This window comes from Micromonospora sp. BL1 (genome assembly GCF_003667485.1).
GTDB classification, from domain to species: Bacteria; Actinomycetota; Actinomycetes; order Mycobacteriales; family Micromonosporaceae; genus Micromonospora; species Micromonospora tulbaghiae.
On sequence record NZ_RCVK01000135.1, the window covers coordinates 1 to 24,280 of the forward strand.

26 protein-coding genes are annotated in these 24,280 nt (G+C 72.9%); 9 read left to right on the forward strand and 17 right to left on the reverse strand.

All coding sequences use genetic code 11. The annotated features are described in order from the left end of the window. Nucleotides 1–654, reverse strand: a 654-nt coding sequence (locus EAD96_RS02860; RefSeq protein WP_233585382.1) for a hypothetical protein, incomplete at its 3' end; no start/stop codon positions are given. Nucleotides 655–939: 285 nt separating this feature from the next. Between EAD96_RS02860 and EAD96_RS02865 the strand changes: the two genes are divergently transcribed. Next, nucleotides 940–1,452 (forward strand): SRPBCC family protein, encoded by a 513-nt coding sequence (locus EAD96_RS02865; RefSeq protein WP_199733046.1) that lies wholly within the window; start codon nt 940–942, stop codon nt 1,450–1,452. A gap of 6 nt (nt 1,453–1,458) precedes the next feature. On the opposite strand, the gene EAD96_RS02870 is transcribed toward EAD96_RS02865, so the two are convergent. Next, entirely contained in the window at nt 1,459–2,163 is a 705-nt protein-coding gene (locus EAD96_RS02870; protein WP_121683165.1) for a DUF2786 domain-containing protein, read from the reverse strand. A gap of 45 nt (nt 2,164–2,208) precedes the next feature. Further along, nucleotides 2,209–2,598, reverse strand: coding sequence for a hypothetical protein (locus tag EAD96_RS02875; protein ID WP_013283438.1), 390 nt, complete (start codon nt 2,596–2,598; stop codon nt 2,209–2,211). Nucleotides 2,599–2,764: 166 nt separating this feature from the next. Between EAD96_RS02875 and EAD96_RS02880 the strand changes: the two genes are divergently transcribed. Continuing rightward, nucleotides 2,765–4,102 (forward strand): ABC transporter substrate-binding protein, encoded by a 1,338-nt coding sequence (locus EAD96_RS02880; RefSeq protein WP_121683166.1) that lies wholly within the window; start codon nt 2,765–2,767, stop codon nt 4,100–4,102. A gap of 58 nt (nt 4,103–4,160) precedes the next feature. Here EAD96_RS02880 and EAD96_RS02885 read toward each other — a convergent pair whose 3' ends face one another. Together EAD96_RS02885 and EAD96_RS02890 are read right to left on the reverse strand one after the other, a co-directional pair. Beyond that, nucleotides 4,161–4,904: an enoyl-CoA hydratase/isomerase family protein gene (locus EAD96_RS02885; RefSeq protein ID WP_121683167.1), complete on the reverse strand. Its 744-nt coding sequence runs from the start codon at nt 4,902–4,904 to the stop codon at nt 4,161–4,163. After that, the gene (locus EAD96_RS02890; protein ID WP_121683168.1) at nt 4,901–5,758 is read right to left on the reverse strand and encodes a 3-hydroxyacyl-CoA dehydrogenase family protein; all 858 of its coding nucleotides are present in this window, start codon (nt 5,756–5,758) and stop codon (nt 4,901–4,903) included. Before EAD96_RS02890 ends, EAD96_RS02885 begins: the two co-directional genes overlap by 4 nt. Before the next feature lie 163 nt (nt 5,759–5,921). Here EAD96_RS02890 and EAD96_RS02895 point away from each other — a divergent pair, with 163 nt between their 5' ends. Then, nucleotides 5,922–6,209, forward strand: coding sequence for a hypothetical protein (locus EAD96_RS02895; RefSeq protein WP_013283434.1), 288 nt, complete (start codon nt 5,922–5,924; stop codon nt 6,207–6,209). 42 nt (nt 6,210–6,251) lie between these two features. On the opposite strand, the gene EAD96_RS02900 is transcribed toward EAD96_RS02895, so the two are convergent. Continuing rightward, complete coding sequence (locus EAD96_RS02900; RefSeq protein WP_121683169.1) at nt 6,252–7,028, reverse strand: bifunctional 2-polyprenyl-6-hydroxyphenol methylase/3-demethylubiquinol 3-O-methyltransferase UbiG; 777 nt, start codon at nt 7,026–7,028, stop codon at nt 6,252–6,254. A 55-nt stretch (nt 7,029–7,083) separates the two neighbouring features. On the opposite strand from EAD96_RS02900, the gene EAD96_RS02905 reads away from it, so the two are divergent. After that, a complete protein-coding gene (locus tag EAD96_RS02905) occupies nt 7,084–7,482 on the forward strand; it encodes a PPOX class F420-dependent oxidoreductase (protein WP_121683170.1) in 399 nt (132 codons plus the stop codon). Nucleotides 7,483–7,537: 55 nt separating this feature from the next. Here EAD96_RS02905 and EAD96_RS02910 read toward each other — a convergent pair whose 3' ends face one another. Continuing rightward, nucleotides 7,538–7,747 carry a BldC family transcriptional regulator gene (locus EAD96_RS02910; protein WP_007073996.1) on the reverse strand — a complete coding sequence of 70 codons (210 nt, stop codon included), beginning with the start codon at nt 7,745–7,747 and terminating at the stop codon, nt 7,538–7,540. A gap of 256 nt (nt 7,748–8,003) precedes the next feature. After that, nucleotides 8,004–8,843 (reverse strand): hypothetical protein, encoded by an 840-nt coding sequence (locus EAD96_RS02915; protein WP_121683171.1) that lies wholly within the window; start codon nt 8,841–8,843, stop codon nt 8,004–8,006. Between the two features lie 174 nt (nt 8,844–9,017). Between EAD96_RS02915 and EAD96_RS02920 the strand changes: the two genes are divergently transcribed. Both EAD96_RS02920 and EAD96_RS02925 read left to right on the forward strand, forming a co-directional pair. Continuing rightward, entirely contained in the window at nt 9,018–10,100 is a 1,083-nt protein-coding gene (locus EAD96_RS02920) for a Glu/Leu/Phe/Val dehydrogenase (protein WP_121683172.1), read from the forward strand. Between the two features lie 291 nt (nt 10,101–10,391). Next, nucleotides 10,392–10,607, forward strand: coding sequence for a DUF3073 domain-containing protein (locus EAD96_RS02925; RefSeq protein WP_013283429.1), 216 nt, complete (start codon nt 10,392–10,394; stop codon nt 10,605–10,607). A 146-nt stretch (nt 10,608–10,753) separates the two neighbouring features. On the opposite strand, the gene amcA is transcribed toward EAD96_RS02925, so the two are convergent. The 5 genes from amcA to EAD96_RS02950 form a co-directional block, all read right to left on the reverse strand. Next, nucleotides 10,754–10,966: a multiple cyclophane-containing RiPP AmcA gene (gene amcA / locus EAD96_RS02930; protein ID WP_120572278.1), complete on the reverse strand. Its 213-nt coding sequence runs from the start codon at nt 10,964–10,966 to the stop codon at nt 10,754–10,756. Beyond that, nucleotides 10,947–12,038: a cyclophane-forming radical SAM peptide maturase AmcB gene (amcB, locus tag EAD96_RS02935; protein ID WP_199733048.1), complete on the reverse strand. Its 1,092-nt coding sequence runs from the start codon at nt 12,036–12,038 to the stop codon at nt 10,947–10,949. The genes amcA and amcB overlap by 20 nt, the downstream gene beginning before the upstream one ends. A 127-nt stretch (nt 12,039–12,165) precedes the next feature. Further along, complete coding sequence (purM, locus tag EAD96_RS02940) at nt 12,166–13,320, reverse strand: phosphoribosylformylglycinamidine cyclo-ligase (protein WP_120572279.1); 1,155 nt, start codon at nt 13,318–13,320, stop codon at nt 12,166–12,168. 57 nt (nt 13,321–13,377) lie between these two features. Beyond that, a complete protein-coding gene (purF, locus tag EAD96_RS02945) occupies nt 13,378–14,895 on the reverse strand; it encodes an amidophosphoribosyltransferase (protein ID WP_091414138.1) in 1,518 nt (505 codons plus the stop codon). A gap of 168 nt (nt 14,896–15,063) precedes the next feature. After that, nucleotides 15,064–15,417 (reverse strand): sterol carrier family protein, encoded by a 354-nt coding sequence (locus EAD96_RS02950; RefSeq protein ID WP_121683173.1) that lies wholly within the window; start codon nt 15,415–15,417, stop codon nt 15,064–15,066. A 160-nt stretch (nt 15,418–15,577) separates the two neighbouring features. Between EAD96_RS02950 and EAD96_RS02955 the strand changes: the two genes are divergently transcribed. Further along, a complete protein-coding gene (locus tag EAD96_RS02955) occupies nt 15,578–17,848 on the forward strand; it encodes a carboxypeptidase-like regulatory domain-containing protein (RefSeq protein WP_121683178.1) in 2,271 nt (756 codons plus the stop codon). Between the two features lie 91 nt (nt 17,849–17,939). Here EAD96_RS02955 and EAD96_RS02960 read toward each other — a convergent pair whose 3' ends face one another. The 4 genes from EAD96_RS02960 to purS all read right to left on the reverse strand — a co-directional run bounded on the left by EAD96_RS02960 (nt 17,940) and on the right by purS (nt 22,413). After that, complete coding sequence (locus tag EAD96_RS02960) at nt 17,940–18,689, reverse strand: 2-phosphosulfolactate phosphatase (RefSeq protein WP_121683179.1); 750 nt, start codon at nt 18,687–18,689, stop codon at nt 17,940–17,942. Nucleotides 18,690–18,699: 10 nt separating this feature from the next. Continuing rightward, a complete protein-coding gene (purL, locus tag EAD96_RS02965; RefSeq protein ID WP_121683174.1) occupies nt 18,700–21,405 on the reverse strand; it encodes a phosphoribosylformylglycinamidine synthase subunit PurL in 2,706 nt (901 codons plus the stop codon). Between the two features lie 64 nt (nt 21,406–21,469). Beyond that, a complete protein-coding gene (gene purQ / locus EAD96_RS02970) occupies nt 21,470–22,153 on the reverse strand; it encodes a phosphoribosylformylglycinamidine synthase subunit PurQ (RefSeq protein WP_121683175.1) in 684 nt (227 codons plus the stop codon). Then, a complete protein-coding gene (gene purS / locus EAD96_RS02975) occupies nt 22,150–22,413 on the reverse strand; it encodes a phosphoribosylformylglycinamidine synthase subunit PurS (protein WP_013473439.1) in 264 nt (87 codons plus the stop codon). The genes purQ and purS overlap by 4 nt, the downstream gene beginning before the upstream one ends. 469 nt (nt 22,414–22,882) lie before the next feature. Between purS and EAD96_RS02980 the strand changes: the two genes are divergently transcribed. Then, complete coding sequence (locus tag EAD96_RS02980; protein ID WP_120572283.1) at nt 22,883–23,566, forward strand: trypsin-like serine protease; 684 nt, start codon at nt 22,883–22,885, stop codon at nt 23,564–23,566. Nucleotides 23,567–23,578: 12 nt separating this feature from the next. Beyond that, nucleotides 23,579–24,154 (forward strand): YbjQ family protein, encoded by a 576-nt coding sequence (locus tag EAD96_RS02985; RefSeq protein WP_199733047.1) that lies wholly within the window; start codon nt 23,579–23,581, stop codon nt 24,152–24,154. Nucleotides 24,155–24,280 lie beyond the last annotated feature (126 nt).

The following is a 24,280-nucleotide window of genomic DNA, read 5'->3' on the forward strand; positions in this document are numbered from 1 at the left end:
CTGGAGGGCGTCGAGCTGGACATCACCGGGGTGCGCGCCGAGGCGCTGCTCAAGGTACGGCTGGAGAAGCTGGTGCAGATCCTGGACCGGGCGCTGGGGCGGTTCGGGTGCCTCGATCGGGCCGGACACCGCAGGGCCAGCGCGGTCGACCACCTCACCGGCCGCCGGCGCCGCCCGGTCGACCACCGCCGGAGCGGTGCGCCCGACCACCTCGCCGGCCGCGGCCACCGTACGTCCGGTCTGGTCCACCACCGGCGCGGCGACCCGGTGCACGTCCTCCAGGGCGACCCCGGCCGAGCGGGCCAGCGCGTCGATCAGCTGGGGGTTGCGGTCGATGGTGGTCAGCGCCCGGTCCAGGATCTGCACCAGCTTCTCCAGCCGTACCTTGAGCAGCGCCTCGGCGCGCACCCCGGTGATGTCCAGCTCGACGCCCTCCAGGTGCACCCGGACGCCGGCGTCGAGCTGGAGCAGGTTGGCCAGCCGGGCGCGCAGCGACAGGTCGGCGTCGAGCCCGTCGACCGTGAGCCGGATCTCGTCGACGGTCAGCTCCGGCACGTCCAGCAGGACGTCCGGCTCCGGCTCCGCGCCGGCCGGCGAGGTGGGCCGCTCGTAGCCGGGGTCCGGCACTGGTTCGGTCGCTCGGCTGTCGCTCATGCTCCCCGCTCTCCAATCGGTCCGGTCGGCGGCGCTTACCCGCTTTCCGGTACGGCATCCGTCGCGCCCCGGCCATCGACGACACCCGCTCCGCCCGCGCCCGCACGGAAGCGCCGCCGACACCTCACGGAAGCCCTCCCAGCGCCGCGCGGATGCGCCGAACGGTGCCTCCCGTGGGCCGCCGATCCCGCCGGATGCCGCTGTCGGGAACCGGAGTTCCCGGTGTCCGGAAGCGGGCGGTACGGAAGCTGCACACCGAGACATGAGCCGGTATGGTCCGGACCTATGGGACAGGAGATGGCCGATCCGGATGAGGTCCGGCAGGAATCCGACCGCTTCTCCCTCCGCAGCAACCTGCTCGTCCCGGCGTCCGCCGAGCGGGCGTACGCCGTCTTCACCGGCGCGCTCGCCGACTGGTGGGTGCGTGAATACACCTGGTCCGGCCCGGATGCGCTCGCCGCGATCGGCATCGAGCCGCGGGCCGGCGGCATGCTCTACGAGATCGGCCCGTACGGCTTCCGCAACGACTGGGGCCGCGTGCTGACCTGGGATCCGCCTCGGCGCCTCGTCTTCACCTGGCAGATCGGCCCGGACCGGGTGCCGGTGCCGGATCCGGCGCGGGCCAGCGAGGTGGAGGTCCTGTTCCACGCCGACGGTCCGGAGCGGACCCGGGTGGACGTCGAGCACCGCTACTTCGACCGGCACGGCAGTGCGGCCGAGGGCTACCGCGAGGCGCTCACCGCGGGCTGGCACGAACTGCTCTGCCGCTATCTCGCAACGGTCGCCCGCACCGCCTGAGATCGGTCAGCCGGCGATACCGGGCGCCGTGCCGGCTCCTCCCACACCGGTGCCGCCCAGGTCGGCCCGGCGGCCGGCGTCCGCGCCGGAACCGAAGCCACCGCCCGCCAGCCGCCGTCGCGGGGCGGTGCGCAACCGGGGGTACGCCTCGGCGACCCGCCGCTGGACGCGATCGGAGCGGTCGGCGAGCACCAGTGCCGTCGAGGGTCCACCCGCCTCCGCCACCGCCTTGCTCTCGGCCGCGCGCAGCCGTTCCGCGACGACGTACGCGAACCCGGCCAGCCAGGTACGCCGGAACGCCGCCGGGTGGTCCCCGACCGGTACGACGGCACCCGCCAGCCCGTGTGCGGCCTGCACCAGCAGCGAGGTGAACAGCAACTCGACCCGTTCCAGGTCGCTGGCGAAGCCGAACAGGTGCATGACGAAGCCGTTGCCCTGCCGACGGCGTACGCATCGGCAGCGCAGCGGTTCGGCGACCGCCGCGAGCAGGCCGGCCTTGTCCCGGGCGTACGGCGCGACCACCTCGACGGTCCGGTCACCGACCGGGTCGACGGCCGGGTCGCGGGCGGCGAGCAGCGCCCGGTCGACGCCGTAGCGGGCGATCAGCTCGGTGGCCTTGGCCATGAAGGCGGCCGACTCGGCGGGCGTGCACGCAGGGTCCTCTGCTTGGGCGAGCAGCTTGCGCACCTTGCTGAGCATCGCCTCGGACATGCACCCAGAGCTACCACAGCCGGGGCGCGGGGCGGCGCGCCGGGCTCAGTCCGACCGGCTGCGCAGCGTGGCGATGGTCGAGCCGGCGAGGGTGAGCAGGCAGTCGGGCAGCAGCCCGTCGGCCGCGGCCGCCCCGAACAGGGCCTCGCCGGTGTCCGCGTCGTCGTTGGCGCAGGCGCTGACGAAGCGGGCCACCCAGCGGGTGTCGTAGTCGGCCTGGTCGATGCCGGGGAAGTCGAGGGCGGCGCCGCCGCCCGGGGTGTCGTCGCCGAGCATGGTGGCGGCGAGGCACCACGCCACTCCGTACGCCCCGGCGAGGCCGGAGCGGTCCACCACCGCGTCGAACGTGCCCACCACGCCGGCGCCGTCACCGGCGAGGGCGGAACGGAGCACGGCGGTCGCGTCGTCGAGCGTCTGCTGTGCTTCGTCGTTCACCCGCGGAACAGTATCGCCGGGGGTCAAGCGGTGACCAGGAAACGGCCCGTCGACCACGCAGAGTGATACCCGCAGTCGGGGTGCCGACGGAGTCGACTCCACAGTCCCGCACGCTGCGCGAGCACGCTAAGGTGCGCAGCGGACCTTCGCCGGAGGAAGGACGACCATGCTGAGAACACGCACGTCGCGCGCGGCCCTGTCCATGGCCTGCGCGGCGCTCCTGCTCGCCACGAGCGCCTGCGGGAGCGACGAGCCGGAGGAAACGCCTGCCACCCAGGTACGCCTCTACGGCACCGACGGCAACATGCTCAATTCGTACCCCGCGGAGCTCAAGGACCGGGCGGACCTGGTGAACGGGATGAAGGGCACCACGCCCCTTACTCCGCTGGCCGAGAGCTTCAAGGAACGACTACTCGCCGTAGACCCGAAGCTGGGTGACTTCCTCTACTCCGCCGAGTCGTACGACGCGGTCGTGATCAGCGCGCTGGCCGCCCAGCTCGCCGGTTCCACGGCGCCGGCCGAGATCGCCGAACAGATCGTCGGGGTGACCACCGGCGGCGAGCGCTGCAACGAGGTGGCGGCGTGCCTCCAGCTCGCCCGCGCGGGCCGGGACATCGAGTACCGGGGTGTGTCGCTGACCCGCGCCGGGTTCACCGACAACGGCGAGCCGGCGACCGCGAGCTACGGCACCATGCACTTCGACAACCAGAAGATCGACGACAGCAAGACCGAGTTCGTCGGCGCCGGTGAGGAGTCGGGGGCGAGCACCAAGACGCCGCCGCGTGGCCGCAAGCTGCGGGACGGGAAGGCGAAGGACGCCCCGCTGGTCCTCGGCGGTCTGCTGCCGAAGACCGGTGACCTGGCGCTGGCGTACCCGCCGCTGGCCGCCGGTGCCGCGCTGGCGCTCCGCGAGGTCAACGCCGCCGGTGGGGTGCTCGGCGAGCCGGTGAAGTGGATCGAGGGCGACGACGGCACCAACCCGGAGGTCGCCAAGGCCACCGTCGCCTCGCACGTCACCAAGGGCGTCCAGGTCTTCATCGGCGCGGGCGGCTCCGGCATCTCGCGCGCGGTGCTGCCGGACGTGGTGGCCGCCGGGCGGATCCTGTTCTCCCCGTCGAACACCGACGCGGGGCTGAGCGCTGTGGACGACAAGGGCCTCTACTTCCGTACCGCCCCGCCGGACAGCCTCCAGGGTCGCGCGCTGGCCGACGTGATGCTCCGGGACGGGCCGCGCAAGATCGCGATCCTGGCCCGTAAGGACTCCTACGGCGAGGGCCTCCAGGAGAACGTCCGCTCGGAGCTGGAGAAGGCCGGTATCGGCGCGGACCGGATCAAGCTGCTCACCTACGAGCCGCCGGCCGACCCGAAGACGCCTGTCGACTTCACCGGCACCGCCAAGGAGATCAAGGCGTTCGGACCGGAGGCGCTGCTGCTCATCGGCTTCGCCGAGTCCGCGCCGGCGATCACCGCGCTGGACGACGCGGGAGTCGACATCAAGCACTGAGCCGCACCGACGCGAAGGGCCGCACCGGAAGACACCGGTGCGGCCCTCGTCGTTCGGCTCAGCGTGCCCGGCGCCGGTCCAGGAACTCGGTCATCCGCCGGTGCTTCTCCTCGTCCTCGAAGAGCACCGCCTGGCTCAGCAGGTCGAGCTGCGGGTGCGCGGCCGCCGGGGCGTCCACCGCCATCTTGGTCAGCCGCAGCGCCAGCGCGGAACCCTTGGCCATCTCGTCGAGGAGGCCGTGCGCGGTGGGCAGCAGCTCCGCCGGGTCGGCCACCACCCGGTTCACCAGCCCGATCCGCAGCGCCTCCTCGGCGTCCACCCGCCGGCCGGTGAACAGCAGTTCCTTGGCCCGGGCCTCACCGATCAGCGCCGGCAGCCGGTAGGTCGCGCCGGCGCCGGCCAGGATGCCCAGCCGCACCTCGGGCTGGCCGAACACCGCGCGGTCCGTGCACACCCGGAGATCGCAGGCGTACGCCAGCTCGGCGCCGCCGCCCAGCGCCGGCCCGTCGACGGCGGCCACAGTGGGCATCGGCAGCGCCCGGAGGCGGGCGAAGACGCCCTGGTTGATGGCGGCCAGCGCGTCCAGCCGGCCGCGTTCGCGGAGCTGGGCGATGTCGGCGCCCCCGGCGAAGATGCCCGCCGTCCCGCCGGTGAGCAGCAGCAGCCGTGGGTGCGCCTCCAGGTCGGCGCAGACCGCGTGCAGCTCGCCCACCAGGTCGGCGTCGATGGCGTTGCGCTTCTCCGGCCGGTCCAGCGTCACCACGAGCCGGTCCGGCATCTCCTCGATCCGCAGCCCACTCATTTCTTCTGGCCGTCCTTCCACGTGTAGAAGCCCTGACCCGACTTCTTGCCCAGCTTTCCGGCGGCCACCATCTCGACGAGCAGCGGCGGCGGCGCGAAGCGGTCCCCGTACGCGGCCTGGAGCGTGCGCGCGATGTCGAGCCGCACGTCCAGCCCGACGAGGTCGGTCAGCTCCAGCGGGCCGATGGGGTGCCGGTAGCCGAGCACCATCGCCTTGTCGATGTCGGCCGGGCCGGCGACCTCGTCGGCCACCATCCGGATCGCCTCCAGGCCGAGCGTGACGCCGAGCCGGGAGGTGGCGAAGCCGGGCATGTCGCGTACGACGACGGGGTCCTTGCCCAGCCGGGCGGCGAGCGCGACGGCCGCCTCGGTGGTCGGCGGCGCGGTGGCCGGGCCGACCACGACCTCGAGCAGCGCCATCGCCCACACCGGATTGAAGAAGTGCAACCCGACGAAGTCGGCGGGACGTTCCAGCCCGGCGGCCAGTTCGGCGATCGGGATGCTGGACGTGTTGCTGCCCAGCAGCGCGGGCCGGCGGCTCTCCGCCTCACGCAGCACGGCGCGCTTGAGGTCGAGCCGTTCGGGCACCGCCTCCACGATCACGTCGGCGCCCTCGGCCACCTCGGCGAGCCCGGCCCGCAGCGTGACGCGCTCACGGTTGGCGGTGGCGGCCTCCTCCGTCAGCTTGCCGCGCTGCACGCCCCGGTCCCACAGCTCGCCGAGCCGGCGGACGGCCTCGGCGCCCCGGGCGGGGTCGACCTCGACCAGTTCGACCGCGTACCCGGCGCCGGCCGCCACGTACGCGATGCCGAGGCCCATGGTGCCGGCCCCGACGACCACAAAACGACCACTCATCGACGTCCCCTCGCCGCGGCGGGGGCGCGCGGGGTCTCCGCCGCCGGGCCCGTCCGCTCGCTCGTTCCTGCATGCGACCCTATGCATGGCCGGGCCGCCGGGGATGCGTGGGGGCGGAGCGGACGGGGTAAGGACGGCCGTCAACGCCGAAGGAAGGAACGAGATGAGCCAGGCACCGGAGAGCGCGGAGAGCACCGAGACGGTCGAGACCCGCGGCGACGAGCGGGTGGACCTGCTCCGTGCGGACACCAACAACGACGGCAAGACCGACGTCTGGGTGGTGGACACCGACGGCGACGGCAAGGCCGACCTGTTCCAGTTCGACACCGACGGTGACGGCAAGGTGGACATCACCATGGTGGACATCGACGAGGACGGCACGCCGGACGAGGTGGTCGACGGCGACGGCGGGCTGCCCCCGGAGCAGACCACCCCCACCGTCCAGGTCTGAGTGGTGCGCCGGAGCCGCCGGGGATCCCGGCGGCTCCTCCGCTCACCGCAGGGTCAGCGTGGCGAGGTAGTAGGGGCGGTCGGTGTCGTCCACGTCGGTCAGTCGCCACGGTGAGCCGTGGACCAGCTCGGCGAACTCGTCGGGCGAGCAGACCAGGTAGTCGAACCACTCGGTGCCGAGCAGCCGGTAGCGCAGCCGCAGCCGCAGTTGCCCGCCGATCCGGCCCCGCCGGCGGTTGCGCTCGTGGTACGCGGTGTGCACCGGGTCGGTGGTGCCGTACGGGTCGGTGCCGTGGGCGATCACCCGGGCGCCGGGCCGGGCCAGCGCGGCGAGCGCGGCCAGCATCGCCGGGGCGCGTTCCCGCCCCTCGAACAGCCCGAGATTGTTGCCCAGCAGCAGGAACGTGTCGTAGCGCGGCCCGTCGGCGGCGTGCTCGTCGACGGTGCCGTGCACCAGGTCGCGGACGCCCCGGTGGCGGCTGACCCGCAGCGCGCCGAGCGAGGTGTCCAGCCCGGTGACCGGCACGCCGCGCTCCTGGAGGTGCAGCGCGATCCGGCCGGCGCCGACGCCGACGTCGAGCACGTGCCCGCGTACCCGGTCCACGGCCCGGTGGTCGTGCGGCTGCCACCGCTGCGGCGGGTCCAGGTAGTGCTCGGCCGGTGCGCCGTTGATCAGCCCGTCGTCGCGCTCGATGATCTCGATGACCGGGCGGGGCAGCCGGCCGCCGGCCATCGGGCGCGGGCCGATCCCGGTGGCGACCGCGTACGCGTCGCGGATCATCTCGCCGAACACGTCGCCGATCTCGGGTTCCCCGGTCATGCCCGCAACGCTATCCGGGGGTCGGCGGCGCCGTCGCCGCCGTATCCTTGGCGGCGTGACCGACCTGGACCGCCTGGCGGCGGAGAAGTACGTCCTGCTCACCACGTTCCGCAAGGACGGCCGGGCGGTGCCGACTCCGGTGTGGGCGGTACGCGACGGTGACGGGCTGGCGGTGTGGACGGTGGCCGACTCCGGCAAGGTGAAGCGCATCCGGCGTGACGGCCGGGTCACCGTGGCACCGTGCGACGTGCGCGGCCGGCCGCACGGTGAGGCGGTGCCGGGCCACGCGATGATCGCCGACCCGGAGAGCACGAACCGGGTCCGGGGGCTGCTCAAGCAGAAGTACCGGCTGATCGGGCGGCTGAGCCTGCTGGGCAGCCGGCTGCGCCGGGGTGAGCGCGGCACCGTGGGGCTGCGGATCGTGCTGGACGGCCCGGCCCCCGGACGCGATTAAGGGCGGCGCCGCGAAGGCACCGCCCTTGATCGGAACGCCGGAGAACGCCGGTTCGTCAGTCTCCCTGGCGCTGCTGGGGGATCTGCCCCTGCAGCAGGGCCCGAACCTCCGACTCGCGGTAGCGGCGGTGGCCGCCGAGGGTCCGGATGGCACTGAGCTTGCCAGCCTTCGCCCACCGGGTCACCGTCTTCGGGTCGACACGGAACATCGACGCCACCTCGGCCGGTGTGAGTAGCGGCTCAGGTTCGTGCGTTCGCGATGCCATCGGGGTCACTCCTCCACATGTATAGACATCGGCCGGGGTCCCGCCGGCCGACGCGTCTCCCATGGTCCGGCTAGTCCCCGATGTCCGACATGGGCCGAACGGCTGAAGGTCGCTAGACGGACGGATGAACCATGCCCGATTTTTACGACTTTTATGCCGCAGAAAGTACCTTATTCGGACTCATGATCACGGGTCGTGACGCATCAGCTACGAGACACTCTCGTGTCCAAGGCCACTTAGCGGGGCAAACCGGGCGTCAGTTGCAGCGCTCCAGCAGCTGCACCGCGCGCCAGCGGGCGACCAGCTTGTCGTACGCGGCGGACGCCTCCTCGGCCTCGCCCCGGCCCAGTCCGGACAGTCCGGTGGCCACCAGCTCGGTCGAGTCGTCGGCTTCGAGCGTCTCGTCCGGCAGCAGTTGCACCAGGCCGCCGTAGTCCAGCTCGACCACCGAGCGCGGGTGGAACTCCTCCAGCCACCGGGCCGCCTCCTCGACCGCCTCGGTGATGGGCGCCTCGCCGATCGACTTGCGCAGCACCGACAGCGCCCGCGACGCCCGGCGGCGCGCCTTGGAGATCTCGGTGCGGTAGCGCAGCGCCCGCCGCGCCGGCTCGGTCACCAGGTGCCGCTCGCCGGCCTCGAACAGCACGAACCAGCGCAGCGGCACGCCCCAGGTGGCGATCTGCTCGTGCACCCGGGGCACCCCGTGCTCCAGCACCCGGGCACCGCTGCGCCAGTCCTCCACCACGGCCTTGGCCTGCCCGGCGAGCACCGGCGGCACGAACGCGTCGGCCAGCACCGAGGGCACGCCGTCGCGGGCGCTCAGCGCGGCCTCGGCGACCCGGATACGCAGGTTCCACGGGCAGACCAGCAGCGCGTCGTCGGACTCCAGGACGTACGCCTCGTCGGGCAGGTCGGGCAGCCGGGTCCAGCCGGCCCCGAGCGCCTCGATCACCGCGGTCCGCTGCCGTACCGGCCCCTCCAGCGGAGCGATGGCGCGGCCCTCGCTGACGTACCGGCGCCAGTACGACTGCCGGTCCCGGTCGAAGGCGGTGAGCGGCTCGTACACGCGCAGGTATGAAGCGAAGAGCGACGGCACGGCGCGATCCTCCCACGAGACGGGACCGCCCGTCGCCGCCCTCGGGCCCGTGGCGTGACATGCGCGACAGTACGGTTCGGGCCGATATTAGGCTCAACGACACCGGCAGCATCCCGCCGGCGTGCCACCAGGTTCCGCGCCCCACAAGGGCGCACACCGACACAGGAGTCAGCCATGGGCGTATTCGCCAGTACCGACGACCCCGTCTCCACAGGGCATGAGCAGGTCGTGTTCTGCCAGGACAAGCAGTCCGGCCTGAAGGCGATCATCGGGATCTACTCCACCGCGCTGGGCCCCGCGCTCGGCGGCACCCGGTTCTACCCGTACGCCAGCGAGGCCGAGGCGCTCGCCGACGTGCTCGACCTCTCGCGCGGCATGGCCTACAAGAACGCCCTGGCGAACCTCGACCTCGGTGGCGGCAAGGCGGTCATCTGGGGTGACCCCGAGCAGATCAAGAGCGAGGCGCTGCTGCGCGCGTACGGCCGCTTCGTCGAGTCGCTCAACGGCCGCTACTACACCGCCTGCGACGTGGGCACCTACGTGGCGGACATGGACGTGATCGCCCGGGAGACCCGCTACGTGACCGGCCGCAGCGTGGAGCACGGCGGCGCGGGCGACTCCTCGATCCTCACCGCCTGGGGCGTGTTCCAGGGCATGCGGGCCGCCGCCGAGCACGTCTGGGGCAGCCCGACGCTGGCCGGCCGCCGGGTCGGCGTGGCCGGGCTGGGCAAGGTCGGCAAGTACCTGACCGCCCACCTGCTCGACGACGGCGCCGAGGTCGTGGCGACCGACGTCAACCCGCGCGCCCAGGAGTGGGCGCGCACCACCCACCCGCAGGTCACCCTGGTCGACGACACCGAGGCGCTGGTGGCCTCCGACATCGACGTGTACGCCCCGTGCGCGCTCGGCGGCGCGCTGAACGACGACACCGTGCCGGTGCTGCGGGCGAAGGTGGTCACCGGAGCGGCGAACAACCAGCTCGCCCACCCGGGCATCGAGAAGGTGCTCGCGGACCGGGGCATCCTCTACACGCCGGACTACGTGGTGAACGCCGGGGGCGTGATCCAGGTGGCCGACGAGATCGAGGGCTTCAACTTCGACCGCGCCAAGCTGCGCGCCACCCGGATCTTCGACACCACCCGGCAGATCCTCCAGCTCGCCGACGACGAGGGCGTGCCGCCGGCGGTCGCCGCGGACCGGCTCGCCGAGCGCCGGATGGCCGAGGTCGGCCGGCTGCGCACGATCCATCTGCGGTGAGGCTCACCTCCGGGGGCGGGGCGGTGCTCCACCCCCGGAGGCGGCGCGCGTTAAGCTGATTCTCGGGCTTGTTCGTACCGGTATGTCCGGTGTCACGGCCAGCCCCGGGGCTCACCCCTTACCCGGTACACTTTGTGACGGCTGGACCACTGCGACGCGCAGGTCCGGTCGACGGTGACCCGAGGTGCCGAACGATGGCATCCCCATGTACCGTAAGAGCCACGAGAGATGCCTGACGTCATCGGGGCCCGCCTTCGGGCTGCCCCGCATTCTGTGCGAGGGGGTCGAGCCATGGGGCGCGGCCGTGCTAAGGCCAAGCAGACGAAGGTGGCCCGGGAGTTGAAGTACCACTCCCCGAACACCGACCTAACCGCCTTGCAGCGCGAACTGGCGGGTAGTGGAAAGTCTGAGCACAACTTCGACGACGACTACAAAGAGTATGTCGACGACGATGACGAGGACCACGCGGACGACGACCCGGACACCTGGGCTCGTCCGACCCGCTGACCTCCGGTCACATCTGAGCACGCGGTAACCCCCGCGTGCTCACGCATGTGCTCTGCTGAGCCGGCGTACGACCGACGATCAGGGACCTGCCGCCCCGGGGCGCACGCTCCGACGCGCCGGCAGGTCCTTGATCGCGGAACCGTCCCTCAGCGCGGCCGGTTGTTCCAGTTGTAGAACGTCGGGATGTTCTCGAAGTGGTTCCACGCGCAGACCGCGTGGGCGCCGTCCCCGCCCGACACCTCCGCCCGCAGCAGCCGCGCTGCCTCCGCCTCGTGGAGCAGAGCGGTAAGCCCCGCAGCGGCGTCCCGCACCCGGTCGGCGACCGCCTCCCGGTCGGTGTCACTGATGGTCTCGGGCATGCTCCAACACTCCCTCCAGTAGGCGGATCTTGCTGTTACGGCAGTGCTCGGTCTCCGTACCGTCGAAACGCCCCAGCTCGAAGTAACGGTTGGCGGCGTGCCCGCCGCCGCAGAACCCGAAGTACGCGCACGACGCCCGGCACGCCTCCACACCGGTGAGGAACTCGCCCACCCACGGTGTGCCGGCCGCGCCGGCGAGGATGTCGCGCAACGGCGTGGTGAGCACGTTTCCGCTGGTGAAGTCGCCGTACCGGGCGTCGTTGAAGCCGGCCAGCTCCGGCGAGAGCACCACCACCGAACCGTCGTGCCCGACCGTCGGGATCGGGTCGAGGCTGCGGGGCAGCAGGTCGTCGGCGGTGCCGGCCAGGACCGCGCCCGCGTACCGCAGCGACCACTCCACCTCACGCAGGTGGATCCGCGGATCCCGGCGCCACGCCGCCACCAGCTCCGCCCAGAACCCGGTGACGGCGCCCTCGTCGCGGGCGTTCGTCCGGGTGTTGACGCCCTCGGTCTCCTCGATGTTGACGCCGAGCACGTCGCAGCCCAGGTCGAGGAAGTAGTCGTACAGCTCGGCCGCCAGTCCCGGCTCCGGCCGGGAGACCACAGCGAGCGCCGAGAACGGCAGGCCGTGACGGCGCAGCGCCGTCACGCCCGCCACGATCCGGTCGTACGCGGGCCGCCCGCCCCGGGTGACCCGCTCGCCGTTGCGCGCCCGCGGCCCGTCCACGCTGACGCTGACCCGCACCCGGTGCTCGGCGAAGAACGCGCACCAGGCGTCGTCGATCAGCGTGGCGTTGGTCTGCACGTGGTGCTCGACGTCGGGCCCGAACGGCGCCAGCAGCGCGGCCAGGTGCTCCCGGCCGGCCGCGAGCGGCTCCCCGCCGTGCCAGACCACGGAGAACCGGCCGCCCGTCGCCCACGGGTTCACCGACGCCGCCACCGCCTCGGCGACGGCCACCGGCATCCGCCTGTCGGCCGCCCGGAAGGGGAGGTAGCAGTAGGCGCAGTCGAGGTTGCACAGCGTCGTCGGCTGCATCACCACGTACGACGGGACGGCGGCGATGCCCCGCATCCCTTCGGGCGTGCGCGCAGCCATCAGCACCTCCCCCGCCTGCCTGAAAACCGAACCTCCAGGCTAGGCCGCGGCGACCGCTCGGGTGAACCCCCGATCACGTGCCCGGCCGATCGGCGCAGGGTGATCAGCCTCGGGTGTGCTGCCCGACCATCTGCACGTTGCCGGACCCCTCGATGATCTCGCCGGCCTGCCAGGCGTCCACGCCCCGGCCGGTCAGGGTGGCCAGCGCGCGGTCGGCGTCCTCGGCGGAGACGATCGCGAACATGCCGACGCCCATGTTGAACGTCGCCTCCATCTCCGGGTCCTCGATCCGGCCCTTGGACTGGATCAGGTCGAAGATCGGCTGCGGCTTCCAGGTGGAGCGGTTCACCACGGCGTCGACGTTCTCGGGCAGCACCCGGACCAGGTTGCCGGGGATGCCGCCGCCGGTGACGTGGGCCAGCGCCCGCACCTCGGCCTCGGCGATCAGCTTCAGGCAGTCCTGCGCGTAGATCTTGGTCGGGGTGAGCAGCTCCTCGCCGAGCGTCCGCTGGCGGCCGAAGTCGTCGATCACCACGTCCAGCCGCATCCGGCCGGCGCCGAGCAGCACGTGCCGGACCAGGGAGTAGCCGTTCGAGTGCAGGCCGGACGAGCGCATCGCGATCACCACGTCGCCCACCTCGACCCGCTCCGGGCTGAGGATCTCGCTCTCCTCCACCACGCCGACGCCGGTGGCCGAGATGTCGTACTCGTCCGGGCGCAGCACGCCCGGGTGCTCGGCGGTCTCGCCACCCAGCAGCGCGCAGCCGGCGTACCGGCAGCCGTCCGCGATGCCCGCGCCGATCTCGGCGACCTTGTCCGGTACGACCTCGCCGGTGGCGATGTAGTCGAGCAGGAACAGCGGCTCGGCACCGCAAGCCACCAGGTCGTCGACGACCATGGCGACCAGGTCGATGCCGACCGTGTCGTGGATGTCGAGCTGCTGGGCGATCACCAGCTTGGTGCCCACACCGTCGGTCGAGGAGGCCAGGATCGGGTTCTTGTACTTCTTCGTGTCCAGCCGGAACAGGCCGGCGAAGCCGCCCAGGTCACCCATGACCTCGGGGCGCCGGGTCTCCTTGACCTTGGACTTGAGCAGCTCGACCGCGCGGTCGCCCGCCTCGATCGACACCCCGGCGTCGGCGTACGAGACCGAGCGTTTGCGCTGCGTCCGGCCGGACCCCGCCGACCAGGGCTGGCGGTCGCCGCCGGCGCCCGTCGGGCTGGATCCTGCGCCGCTGCGCTCGGACACGTGCGTCACGGTTCTCCCCTTTGTGGTTCCCGCGGGCCCGGAGCGGCCGGACCCGCGTCGGTGGTGCTACGGGTGGTGGGTCGGTGTGGCGACGAGCGGACCGGTCGGCCCGGCCGCCTCGGCGGCGACCCGGCGTCCCACTCCTTCGAGCACGTGCTTGCCGATCAGGTTCCCGGCCGGCAGTTCGATCGGGTACTCCCCATCGAAGCACGCCCGGCAGAGCCGGCTCTTCGGCTGCTCGGTCGCGGCGATGAGGCCGGGCAGCGATACGTAACCGAGCGAGTCGGCGCCGATGGACCGCCGGATGCCCTCGTTGTCCAGCCCGTTCGCGAGCAGTTCGGCGCGGGTGGCGAAGTCGATGCCGTAGAAGCAGGGCCAGCTCACCGGCGGCGAGGAGATCCGGACGTGGACCTCCAGCGCGCCCGCCTCGCGCAGCAACCGGACGATCGCCCGCTGGGTGGTGCCCCGCACGATGGAGTCGTCCACCACCACCAGGCGCTTGCCGCGGACGTTCTGCCGCAGCGGGTTCAGCTTCAGCCGGACACCGAGCGCGCGCAGCGTCTGCGAGGGCTGGATGAACGTGCGCCCGACGTACGGGTTCTTCATCAGGCCCTGGCCGTAGGTGATGCCGGATTCCTCGGCGTAGCCGATCGCGGCCGGCGTGCCGGACTCCGGCACCGGGATCACCAGGTCGGCCTCGACCGGGTGCTCCTTGGCGAGCTGGCGGCCGATCTGCACCCGCGCGGCGTGCACGTTGCGGCCGGCGATGGTGGCGTCCGGCCGGGCGATGTACACGTACTCGAAGAGGCAGCCCTTGGGCTCGGGCGAGGCGAACCGGCTGGACCGCAGCCCGTTCTCGTCGATGGCGATCAGCTCGCCCGGCTCGACCTCGCGGACCACGCTCGCGCCGACGATGTCGAGCGCGGCGGTCTCGCTCGCCACCACCCAGCCGCGTTCGAGCCGGCCGAGCACCAGCGGGCGTACGCCGTGCGCGTCACGCGCCGCGTAGAGCGTCGACTCGTCCATGAAGACGAAGCTGAACGCGCCGCGCAGCTGCGGCAGCACCTCCAGCGCGGCCGCCTCGACCGACAGGTCGGGCCGGCTGGCCAGCAGCATGGTCACCAGCGAGGTGTCGTTGGTCGAGCCGTCGGAGTCGAGCCCTCGCACGGCGGCCTCGCGCTGCAACTCGGCGGTGTTGACCAGGTTGCCGTTGTGCGCCAGCGCGATGGTGGTGCCGGCGCTCGTGGCCCGGATGGTCGGCTGGGCGTTCTCCCAGGTCGAGCCGCCGGTGGTGGAGTAGCGCGCGTGCCCGATGGCGACGTGCCCACGCAGGCTCGCGAGCGTCGGCTCGTCGAACACCTGGGCGACCAGGCCGAGATCCTTGTAGACCACGACACCGGAGCCGTCGCTCACCGCGATGCCCGCGGCCTCCTGACCGCGGTGCTGGAGGGCGTAGAGCCCGAAGTAGGTGAGGTTGGCGACCTCTTCACCCGGCGCCCAGACGCCGAAGACGCCGCACGCGTCCTGTGGGCCGGGTCGCTGGGGGTCAAGGTCGTGGCTCAGCCGGCCATCGCCTCGGGGCACCTGCCGCTCCCTCGCAGTGGGGTCTGGACTGGCCTGGCGGAGTCGGGGGGTCAGCTCCGCACGCATGGGCCGGGACCGTCGTCGGGTCTCAGTGTACGCGACCAGCAGTCGATACCGACAGTCACGAAGCGTCCGCTCAGCGTGAGCAGGGTTTGCGCTGCTTGAGGCCTAAATAGGGAGGTACGGGGAGAGGTCAGCCCGATTTCCGGACACCCGGACGCGACCCTCAGTGACCGTTTCCGCCCATCCCCGGCGTCCGGTGGCGACCGCCAGCCAGGTCTCCGGATCCATCTCCACCACGTTCGGCGGCGTACCGCGGGTGTGTCGTGGACCACTCACGCACTGGACCGCACCGTAGGGTGGTACGCGCACCTCCACCGATCGGCCGGGGGCGCGATCCGCGAGGGCAGCCAAGAGGGTCCGGACCGCCTCCCGGAGCACCGGCCGTTCGGGCGTACGCCCCTCGTCCAGCGCCGCCAGGGCGGCGAGTACCGCTTCGGAATAAGCGTGCGGAGAGGACACGACGGGACGATACGACCCGGCAGAAGGCCGCCCGACGGCGGCCCTGGGTAGAGATGATCCGGTCAGACAAGGCATAGTTGCCGACGGCGTTATTCGTACCGTGAGTGATCAACCTCGGCCGAGCGGCCGGCGGGGAGATCAGACCCGGAAGGCGGTGGACGTGTCAACACACCGACGTGCCTGGAAGCAGCGGGCCGGTGTGGTCGTAGCGCTGGTCTTCGGCGCCCTGCTCACCGTCCCCGCAGCTCCCGCCTTCGCAGCCAGCGTCAACGTCTCGCCGGGATCGGTAACGGTCAACGCCGGCAGCGACGCCACCGTCACCGTCACCGTCAACCCCGAGGGCAGCGACACCAACGGCGACATCAGCCTGAGCGGCCTGCCGTCCGGCGTCAGTTGCACCAGCGGTTGCGGCGGCATCGAGTTCAACCCGCCGGGCACTCCCAAGGTCCAGATCCTCACCCTGCGCGCGAACGACAACGCGGGTGACGCCAACTCCTCCGTGACGGTCCGGATCCAGGGTGTCGGGCGGCCGGACACCGCGAACTTCAACCTCACGGTCAAGGGCAAGGCTGCCCCGCCGACGCCTGACCAGCCGCAGACCGTCAAGACGGTGTCCGGCAAGGTGGTCAACGCCGACGGCGATCCGATCGAGGGCGCCCTGGTCATGCTCCGCGACAGCGCGGGCAAGGAACGCCGCACCAACACCAGCGGCAACGGCAACTTCAGCTTCAGCGGCTCCGAGTCCAACCCGATCGCGCCCGGCCGGATCGACCTCGGTGCCTCCACCGACGGTGCCTCGCCCGTCGCCCGGTCGATCAACGCGAACGCCGGCCAGTCGGTGACCGGCGTCCGGCTCAGCATCCAGCTGAAGGCGTCGGCGAGCCCGAGCGCCAGCCCGTCGGCGAGTGAGTCCGCCCCGCCGTCCGAGGAGCCGCTCGACGAGGAGGCGACCGACACCCCGTCGGCCGAGGCGCCCGCCGCGCAGCAGCCGGCCGCCAACGAGGACTCCGGCGGCTTCGGCTCCTGGCTTCTCATCCTGCTCGGCGGCCTGTTCGTCGCCGTCGGCGTGGGCACCATCGTGCTGCTCTACATGCGCCGCAAGAACGAGGGCGACGACGGCGACGGCGACGGCCCGGGTGGCCCGACCGGTCCGGGTGGTCCCGGCGCGGGCGGTGCGATCCCGGGCGCCCGGGGCGCCTACCACGGGACCGACGACCAGACCCGGGTCGTCAACGGCATGGGCGCCGGGCCGTCCCCGACGATGGTCGGCGGCCCCTCGATCAGCGACGCCCCCACCATGCTCCAGCGGCCGGTCGTGGACGACGTCCCGCCGGACCCGTACGGCGCACCTCCCGGCCCGGCGTACGGCGCCGGCGGCCAGGGCGGCTACGGCTACGGCGACGACGCACCGGGCCAGGGCGGTTACGGCGGCGCGGGCGGCTACGGCAACGCGCCCTCCTCGGGCGGCGGCTACGGCAACGGCCCCTCCTCCGGTGCCGGCTACGGCAGCCCGGACTACGCGGCAGGTGCCGCGGCCGGCGCGGCCGGTTACGCGGCCCAGGGCGCCGGCTACGGCAACGAGCGCTTCGACGAGCCCACCGGCCGCTACACCGGTGACAGCACGCATTACGCGCCGGCCGCCGACCCGTACCCGACCAGCACCTACCAGCCGGAGCAGGACCGCGGCGGCTACGACCAGGCCGGCGCGGCCCCGTACGGCCGCGGCACGGAGCAGGGCGACGCTTACGGCGCGGCCGGTGGCTACGGCGGCGCCGCGTCGGGCGGCTACGACAGCGGCGCGACCGGCGGCTACGACAGCACCCGTCAGCAGGGCGGGTACGGCGAGCCCACCGGCGCCTACGGCAACGCCGCGGGCGGTGGCTACGGCGACAACCCGGCCGGCGGATACGGCGACGCCCCGGCCTACGGCGGCGGTCGCGCGGCGGGCGGCGGGTACGGCGACGGCGCGACCGGCGGCTACGACAGCGCCCCCACGGGTGGCTACGGCGACGCCCCGGCCGGCGGCTACGACAGTGGCCGTCAGCAGGGCGGATACGGCGACGCCCCGGCGGGTGGCTACGACAAGGGCGCCGGCGGCTACGACAGCGGCGCGACCGGCGGGTACGACAGTGGCCGCCAGCCGGGCGGTTACGGCGACCCGGCCGGCGGCTACGGCAACGCCGGTGGCGGTTACGACGGCGGCCACCAGTCCGGTGGCTACGGTCAGCAGGGCGGCGGGTACGGCGACGGCTACGGCCAGGCCCCGCAGGGCGGTTACGGCCAGCAGGGCGGCTACGGCCAGGAGCCGCCGCAGCAGCGCGGGGGCGGCTACGACAACGCCTACCCGAACGACCCGGCGCAGGCGGGTCGCGCGCGCCCGGACGGGCAGGCGGACCGTGGCGGACGACGCCTCGACTGGCTGGACGACTGACAGCCACCAGATGTGAGAACTGTGGCCGCCCGCGAACAGCGGGCGGCCACAGTCGTCAGCGAACCCCGCAGGACGGGAGCGGAAGCGGCGCTCAGGCGGGGGCGAAGTAGCCCTGGCGGAGCACCGGCACCACGTCGGAGACACCGACCTCGGTCGCGACCGCGACGTCCTCGGCGAAGCCGCCCTCGGCGAGCTCCCGCCCGGAGACGCATCCCCGGACCGCCGCCGGCACGTCCGGCGTGCTCGCCAGCGCGGCGAGCGCCATCGCGGCCTCCACCGAGAGCCCGCCGGGCACCCCGGCGAGCGCGTCGAGCACGCACGCCGCACCGAGCTGGTCCTCCACGCACGGCCGGAGTGACCCGTCGGGCCAGCGCTCCCCGGCCGCCACCACGCCCACCGGCGCGTCCTTCGAGCCGTACCCCTCGGCGCGCAGCCAGCGCCCGACGGCGGGTGCGTTACGCAGGCACGCCGCGACCACCGGCAGTCCGGTGGCGCTCGCGGCGGCGCTGATCGCCGAACCGTTCGGCGACGGCAGCACCAGGTCGGCGACGACCGGCGCGGCCCGCAGCGCCGCCGGGGACAGCGACCACTGGTGCTGCGCCGTCGTCTTCCGGCGGCCCACAGCGGCCACGGCACCCACCCGGCGGGCGTAGTCGGCGGCCTGCTCGCCCCACGGGAACGGGTGCACCCGCATGCCACGGCTCACCGCCACCTCCACGGTGGTGGTGAACGACAGCACGTCCACCACCACCAGGGCGGCACAGACCCGGCCGAGTTCCGCCGCCCCGGTCAGTCCCCAGTCGAACCGGGCACCGGAGCCGGGTTGGGTGAAGACGGCCAAGGCCAGCGCCTCAGCGCTGACCCGGCGCCGGCTCACCGGAAGCCGGACCGTCGGACCCGTCGGCAGCCGCCGACTCGTCCTGGGCCGGGGTTCCGTCGACTGCCGCCGTACCGTCGGCCGGCGTCGCCTCGTCGGACGCCGCAGCGGGCGACTCGGGCTCCGCCGCGGCGACGGGCGCGGACGACTCGGCGTCGGCCGGCGGGGTGTCCCGGCCGGCCTTGGCGATCGGCTCGGCGTCGACAGCGGCCGGGTCCACGCCGACCGGCTGCTCGGCCGTGGCCGGAAGCACAGTGGTCGTCCCGGTACGGGTCGCCTCGACCTCCACCCGGGCCGCCTCGGCCGCGCCGAACAGGCGCGGGAGCGTACCGGTGTGCGCCTCGCGCAGCTCGTCCAGGCCGATCCGGAACTGGCCGTGCACCTCCAGCGCGCCGGAGGCCGGGTCGGTGACGCCGATGAACTCCCACGGCACGCCGCGCTCGGCGCAGAGGGCGGTGAACGCCTTCTCGTGGCCGCGCGGCACCGACACCAGCACGCGGCCGGCGGACTCGCTGAACAGGAAGACGAACGGCATCGAGCCACCGGCGAAGTGCTCCGGCACCACGACCCGGGCGCCCACGCCGCGGCGCAGGGCCGACTCGACCAGGCTCTGCGCCAGGCCGCCGTCGGACAGGTCGTGCGCGGAGCTGAGGTGCCCGACCCGGGCCGCCTCGGCCAGCAGCTCGGCGAGCTGCCGCTCGCGGGCCAGGTCGACCTGCGGCGGGATGCCGCCCAGGTGCTCGTGGGTCACCCAGGCCCACTCCGAGCCGGACAGCTCGACGTGCGTCTCGCCCAGCAGGAACAGCTGGTCGTGGTCGCCGGCCGGACGCGGCACGAAGCCCATCGGCACCCGGTCGGCGACGTCGTCCAGCACGCCCAGCACGCCGACCACCGGGGTGGGGTGGATGGCCGCGGCGCCGGTCTGGTTGTAGAAACTGACGTTGCCGCCGGTCACCGGGATGCCCAGCTCCAGGCAGCCGTCCGCCAGGCCGCGCACGGCCTCGGCGAACTGCCACATGACCCCCGGGTCCTCCGGCGAGCCGAAGTTCAGGCAGTTGGTCACCGCGATCGGCTTCGCACCGGTCACCGCCACGTTCCGGTACGCCTCGGCCAGCGCCAGCTTCGTCCCGTGGTAGGGGTCGAGGCGGGCGTACCGGCCGTTGCCGTCGACGGAGAGCGCGACACCGAGGCCGCTGCGCTCGTCGATCCGGATCACGCCGGAGTCCTCCGGCTGGGCGAGCACGGTGTTGCCGAGCACGTACCTGTCGTACTGCTCGGTGACCCAGGTCTTGTCGGCCAGGTTCGGCGACGCGATCATGCGCAGCACGGTCTCCCGGAGCGCCTCCGGGGTGCTCGGCCGGGGCAGCGTCTCGGCGCGGTCGGCCTGGAGCAGGATCAGGTCGGCCGGCTCGCGCATCGGCCGGGCGTACACCGGGCCGTCGTCGACGAGCGAGCCCGGCGGCACGTCCACCACGAGCTGGTCGCGCCAGGTGATGATCAGCCGGCCCGGCTGGCCGTCCGCCGACGGCGCGGTGACCTCGCCGATGGCGGTGGCCCAGACGCCCCACTTCTCGGCGGTCTTGAGCACCGCGTCGAGCTTGTCCGGCGAGACGACCAGCAGCATCCGCTCCTGGGACTCGCTGGCCAGGATCTCGTGCGGCTCCATCGACGGCTCGCGCAGCGGCACCCGCTCCAGCCAGACCCGCATGCCGGTGCCGGCGGAGGCGGCGGTCTCGGTGAGCGCGCAGGTCAGGCCGGCGCCGCCGAGGTCCTGGATGCCGACGACCAGTTCGGCGTCGTACAGCTCCAGGCACGCCTCGATGAGCAGCTTCTCCATGAAGGGGTCGCCCACCTGCACGGACGGGCGGCGCTGCTCGCTGCCCTCGTCGAAGGTGGCGCTGGCGAGCACCGACACGCCGCCGATGCCGTCACGGCCGGTCTTGGCACCCATCAGCACCACGATGTTGCCGGGGCCGGTGGCGTCCTTCTTCTGGAGCCGGTCGACCGGCAGCACGCCGAGGCAGAGCGCGTTGACCAGCGGGTTGCCCTGGTAGCAGGGGTCGAAGACGACCTCGCCGCCGATGTTGGGCAGGCCCAGGCAGTTGCCGTAGCCGCCGACGCCGGCGACCACGCCGGGCAGCACCCGGGCGGTGTCCGGGTGGTCGGCCGCGCCGAAGCGCAGCGGGTCCATCACGGCGACCGGGCGGGCGCCCATGGCGAGGATGTCGCGGACGATGCCGCCGACGCCGGTCGCCGCGCCCTGGTACGGCTCGACGAAGCTCGGGTGGTTGTGCGACTCGACCTTGAAGGTCACCGCCAGCTCGTCGGAGACCCGGACCACGCCGGCGTTCTCGCCGATGCCGGCGAGCAGCCGGTCACTCGGGGGCGCCTTCTCGCCGAACTGGCGCAGGTGCACCTTGCTCGACTTGTAGGAGCAGTGCTCGCTCCACATGATCGAGTACATGGCCAGCTCGGCCTGGGTGGGCCGGCGGCCGAGGATGTGCCGGATCCGGTCGTACTCGTCGTCGCGGAGGCCCAGCTCGGCGTACGGCTGAAGCTCCTCCGGCGAGTCGGCGGCCCGGGGAACGGTGTCCACGCCCAGCGCCCAGTCGTCGGTCGGGCCGGCCTGCGGCACCACGCCCTGCGGCTCGCGCAGGGCCGGGTCCGGATGGGTGGTCATGACGTCTCCTTGCTGCGCTCGCCGCCGGTGCGGCGGGTGGGCCGACCGATGTTCCCGGCCACCATCACGCCGGCGCTCCCACCAGATGCTTGAGCACCGAGGTGAAGAAGCCGAGGCCGTCCAGGGAGGGGCCGGTGAGCGCCTCCACCGCGTGCTCGGGGTGCGGCATGATGCCGACGACGTTGCCGGCCTCGTTGGTGATCGCGGCGATGTCGCGCTGCGATCCGTTGGGGTTGCCGCCGACGTAGCGGGCGACGACGCGGCCCTCGCCCTCCAGCCGATCGAGCGTCGCGGTGTCGGCGACGTAGCAGCCCTCGCCGTTCTTGACCGGGACGAGCACCTCCTGGCCCGGCTGGAACGCGTTCGTCCAGGCGGTGCCGGCGCTCTCGATCCGCAGGACCTGGTCCCGGTTGCGGAAGTGCAGGTGCTGGTTGCGGGTGAGCGCGCCGGGCAGCAGGTGCGCCTCGCAGAGGATCTGGAAGCCGTTGCAGATGCCGAGCACCGGCAGGCCACCACGCGCGGCCTGGACGATCGTCTCCATCACCGGGGCGAACCGGGCGATGGCGCCGCAGCGCAGGTAGTCGCCGTAGGAGAAGCCACCGGGCAGGACGACCGCGTCCACCCCGTGCAGGTCCGGGTCGCCGTGCCAGAGCCGGACCGCCTCGGCGCCAGCGATCCGTACGGCCCGGGCCGCGTCCCCGTCGTCGAGGGAGCCGGGGAAGGTGACCACACCGACCCGGGCGGTCACGACTGCGCGCCCGCGGTCTCGTCGGCGGTGACCACGCGGACGGTGAAGTCCTCGATGACCGGGTTGGCCAGCAGCTTGTCGGCGATCTCCCGGGCCCGGTCCAGGTCCGGTTCGCCGGTGAACTCGATCTCGATCCGCCTGCCGATCCGAACCGAGGCGACGTCACTGACGCCGAGGCGGGGCAGCGCGTTTGCGACGGCCTGGCCCTGCGGATCGAGGATCTCGGGCTTGAGCATGACGTCGACTACGACGCGAGGCACTGGGCACTCCTGACTGTGTACGCAGTTGGGTGCCGGCCCAACAATCGGGCGAGCGCAGCCAGCCTACCTGGCAGATACCGCCCGGCCCGCACCGGCCGGGGGCAGTTCCGGCACCGATCGGCCCCGCCGGCGGCGCCGGACGGACACCGTTGCCCGTTCGTTGCGGCGTCGATGCGAATTCGTTGCGCTCCGTGCTCGTGGGCACCCCTCAGCAACACCTCCCAGCAGGCATTCTGCCGCGAAACACCCCACCTTGGACCGGTATCCGACAGCGGACCCGCGGGGCACGCGGCGCGCGTCACGCCATCGGCCTGATTCGATCCGCATCTTGTGACAGAGGGCAGCGCGGCCGTAGCATGCATCGTCAGACGTCGATGAGTTAGATCGACGTCCCTCGCCGGCCCACCCCATCCGGCGGGTGTCACCCCCCGCCCGGCACCCCGGGCGTCCGCGCAGAAGGAGCCCCGACATGCGCCTCCGTCCCCTGCTCGCCGTGCTGACCACCGCGCTGGCCGGCGTCCTGGCCACCGCCTCCGGCGCCACCGCCGCGCCGGCCGGCCCACAGCCGATCATCGGTGGCGGCACCGTCTCGTCCGCCCCGTGGGCCGCCGCCGTGTTCAGCAACGGCTCGTTCACCTGCTCCGGCAGCGTGATCGCGCCCCAGTGGGTGCTCACCGCCCGGCACTGCGTCAGCGGCACCATGTCGGTCCGGGTCGGCAGCGTCTACCGCGCCTCCGGCGGCGTCACCCGCACCGTGAGCGCCTCCTACACCCGCTACGACCTGGCCCTGCTGCGCCTGTCCAGCACGGTCAGCACCTCCGCCGTGTCGCTGGCGAGCAGCAACCCGCCGGTCGGCTCGACGAACACCATCTACGGCTGGGGCATGACCTGCTACAGCGGCTGCAGCGCGTCGTCGCAGCTCAAGACCGCCAGCGTCCAGGTGACCAGCAACAGCGCCACCGACGCGTACGGCGGCCAGGCGATCCGGAGCACCCGGATCAACGGCAACGCGTGGCGGGGCGACTCGGGCGGCCCGCAGTTCTACAACGGCCGGCAGGTCGGCGTCGCCTCCACCGCCGACGGCCAGAGCATCCAGAACTACGGCAGTGTCGCGTACAACCGGTCCTGGATCACCTCGACGGCCGGTGTCTGACGGTTGATGCCGATGCGGCGCGGATCGGCCGGGTGCGACCCGGCCGTCCGCGCCGCGCCGTTTTTCAGCATCCGGTCAGCTGAACACGGCTCGCGAACCACCCGGCCGGGGACTGACAGCATCGGAAGCGTGCTGGTCGTGACGACGGATCAACTGCCCGGCTACGAGATCCGCCAGATCCTCGGCGAAGTGGTCTCCTCGATGGCGAGGACCCGCAACCCGTACCGCGAGGGGGTCAAGAACCTGCGCGGTGGCGCCTACGACCCGTTGGCGCCGGACAACCTGACGCGGTGGCGTACCGACTCGGTGGCGCGCCTCGGCGAGGAGGCGCGCCGCCTGGGCGCGAACGCGGTGATCGGCATGCGCTTCGACAGCCGCGACTGCGGCGAGATGTGGATGGAGATCTGCGCGTACGGCACGGCGGTGATCGTCGCGCCGAAGATGCCGGACGTCATGCCGCCGGACCAGCCGGCGATCGCGGCCGAGACCGCCCACGACCCGGAGATCGCCTCCGCCCCGGGCGGCATCGCCGAACCGGCCAGCGCCCCCAACCTGAGCTCCGCAGCCGAAACCCCCACCGGCCCCTGACCAACGCTGCCTGCCGCCTTCACCGGGTCGATCATGAAGTTGACGGCAGGAACGATCTCCCTGAGTGCCGCCAACCTCATGATCGACCAGAACAGGTCAGAGGATGGGGGGTGGGGAGTAGGCGGC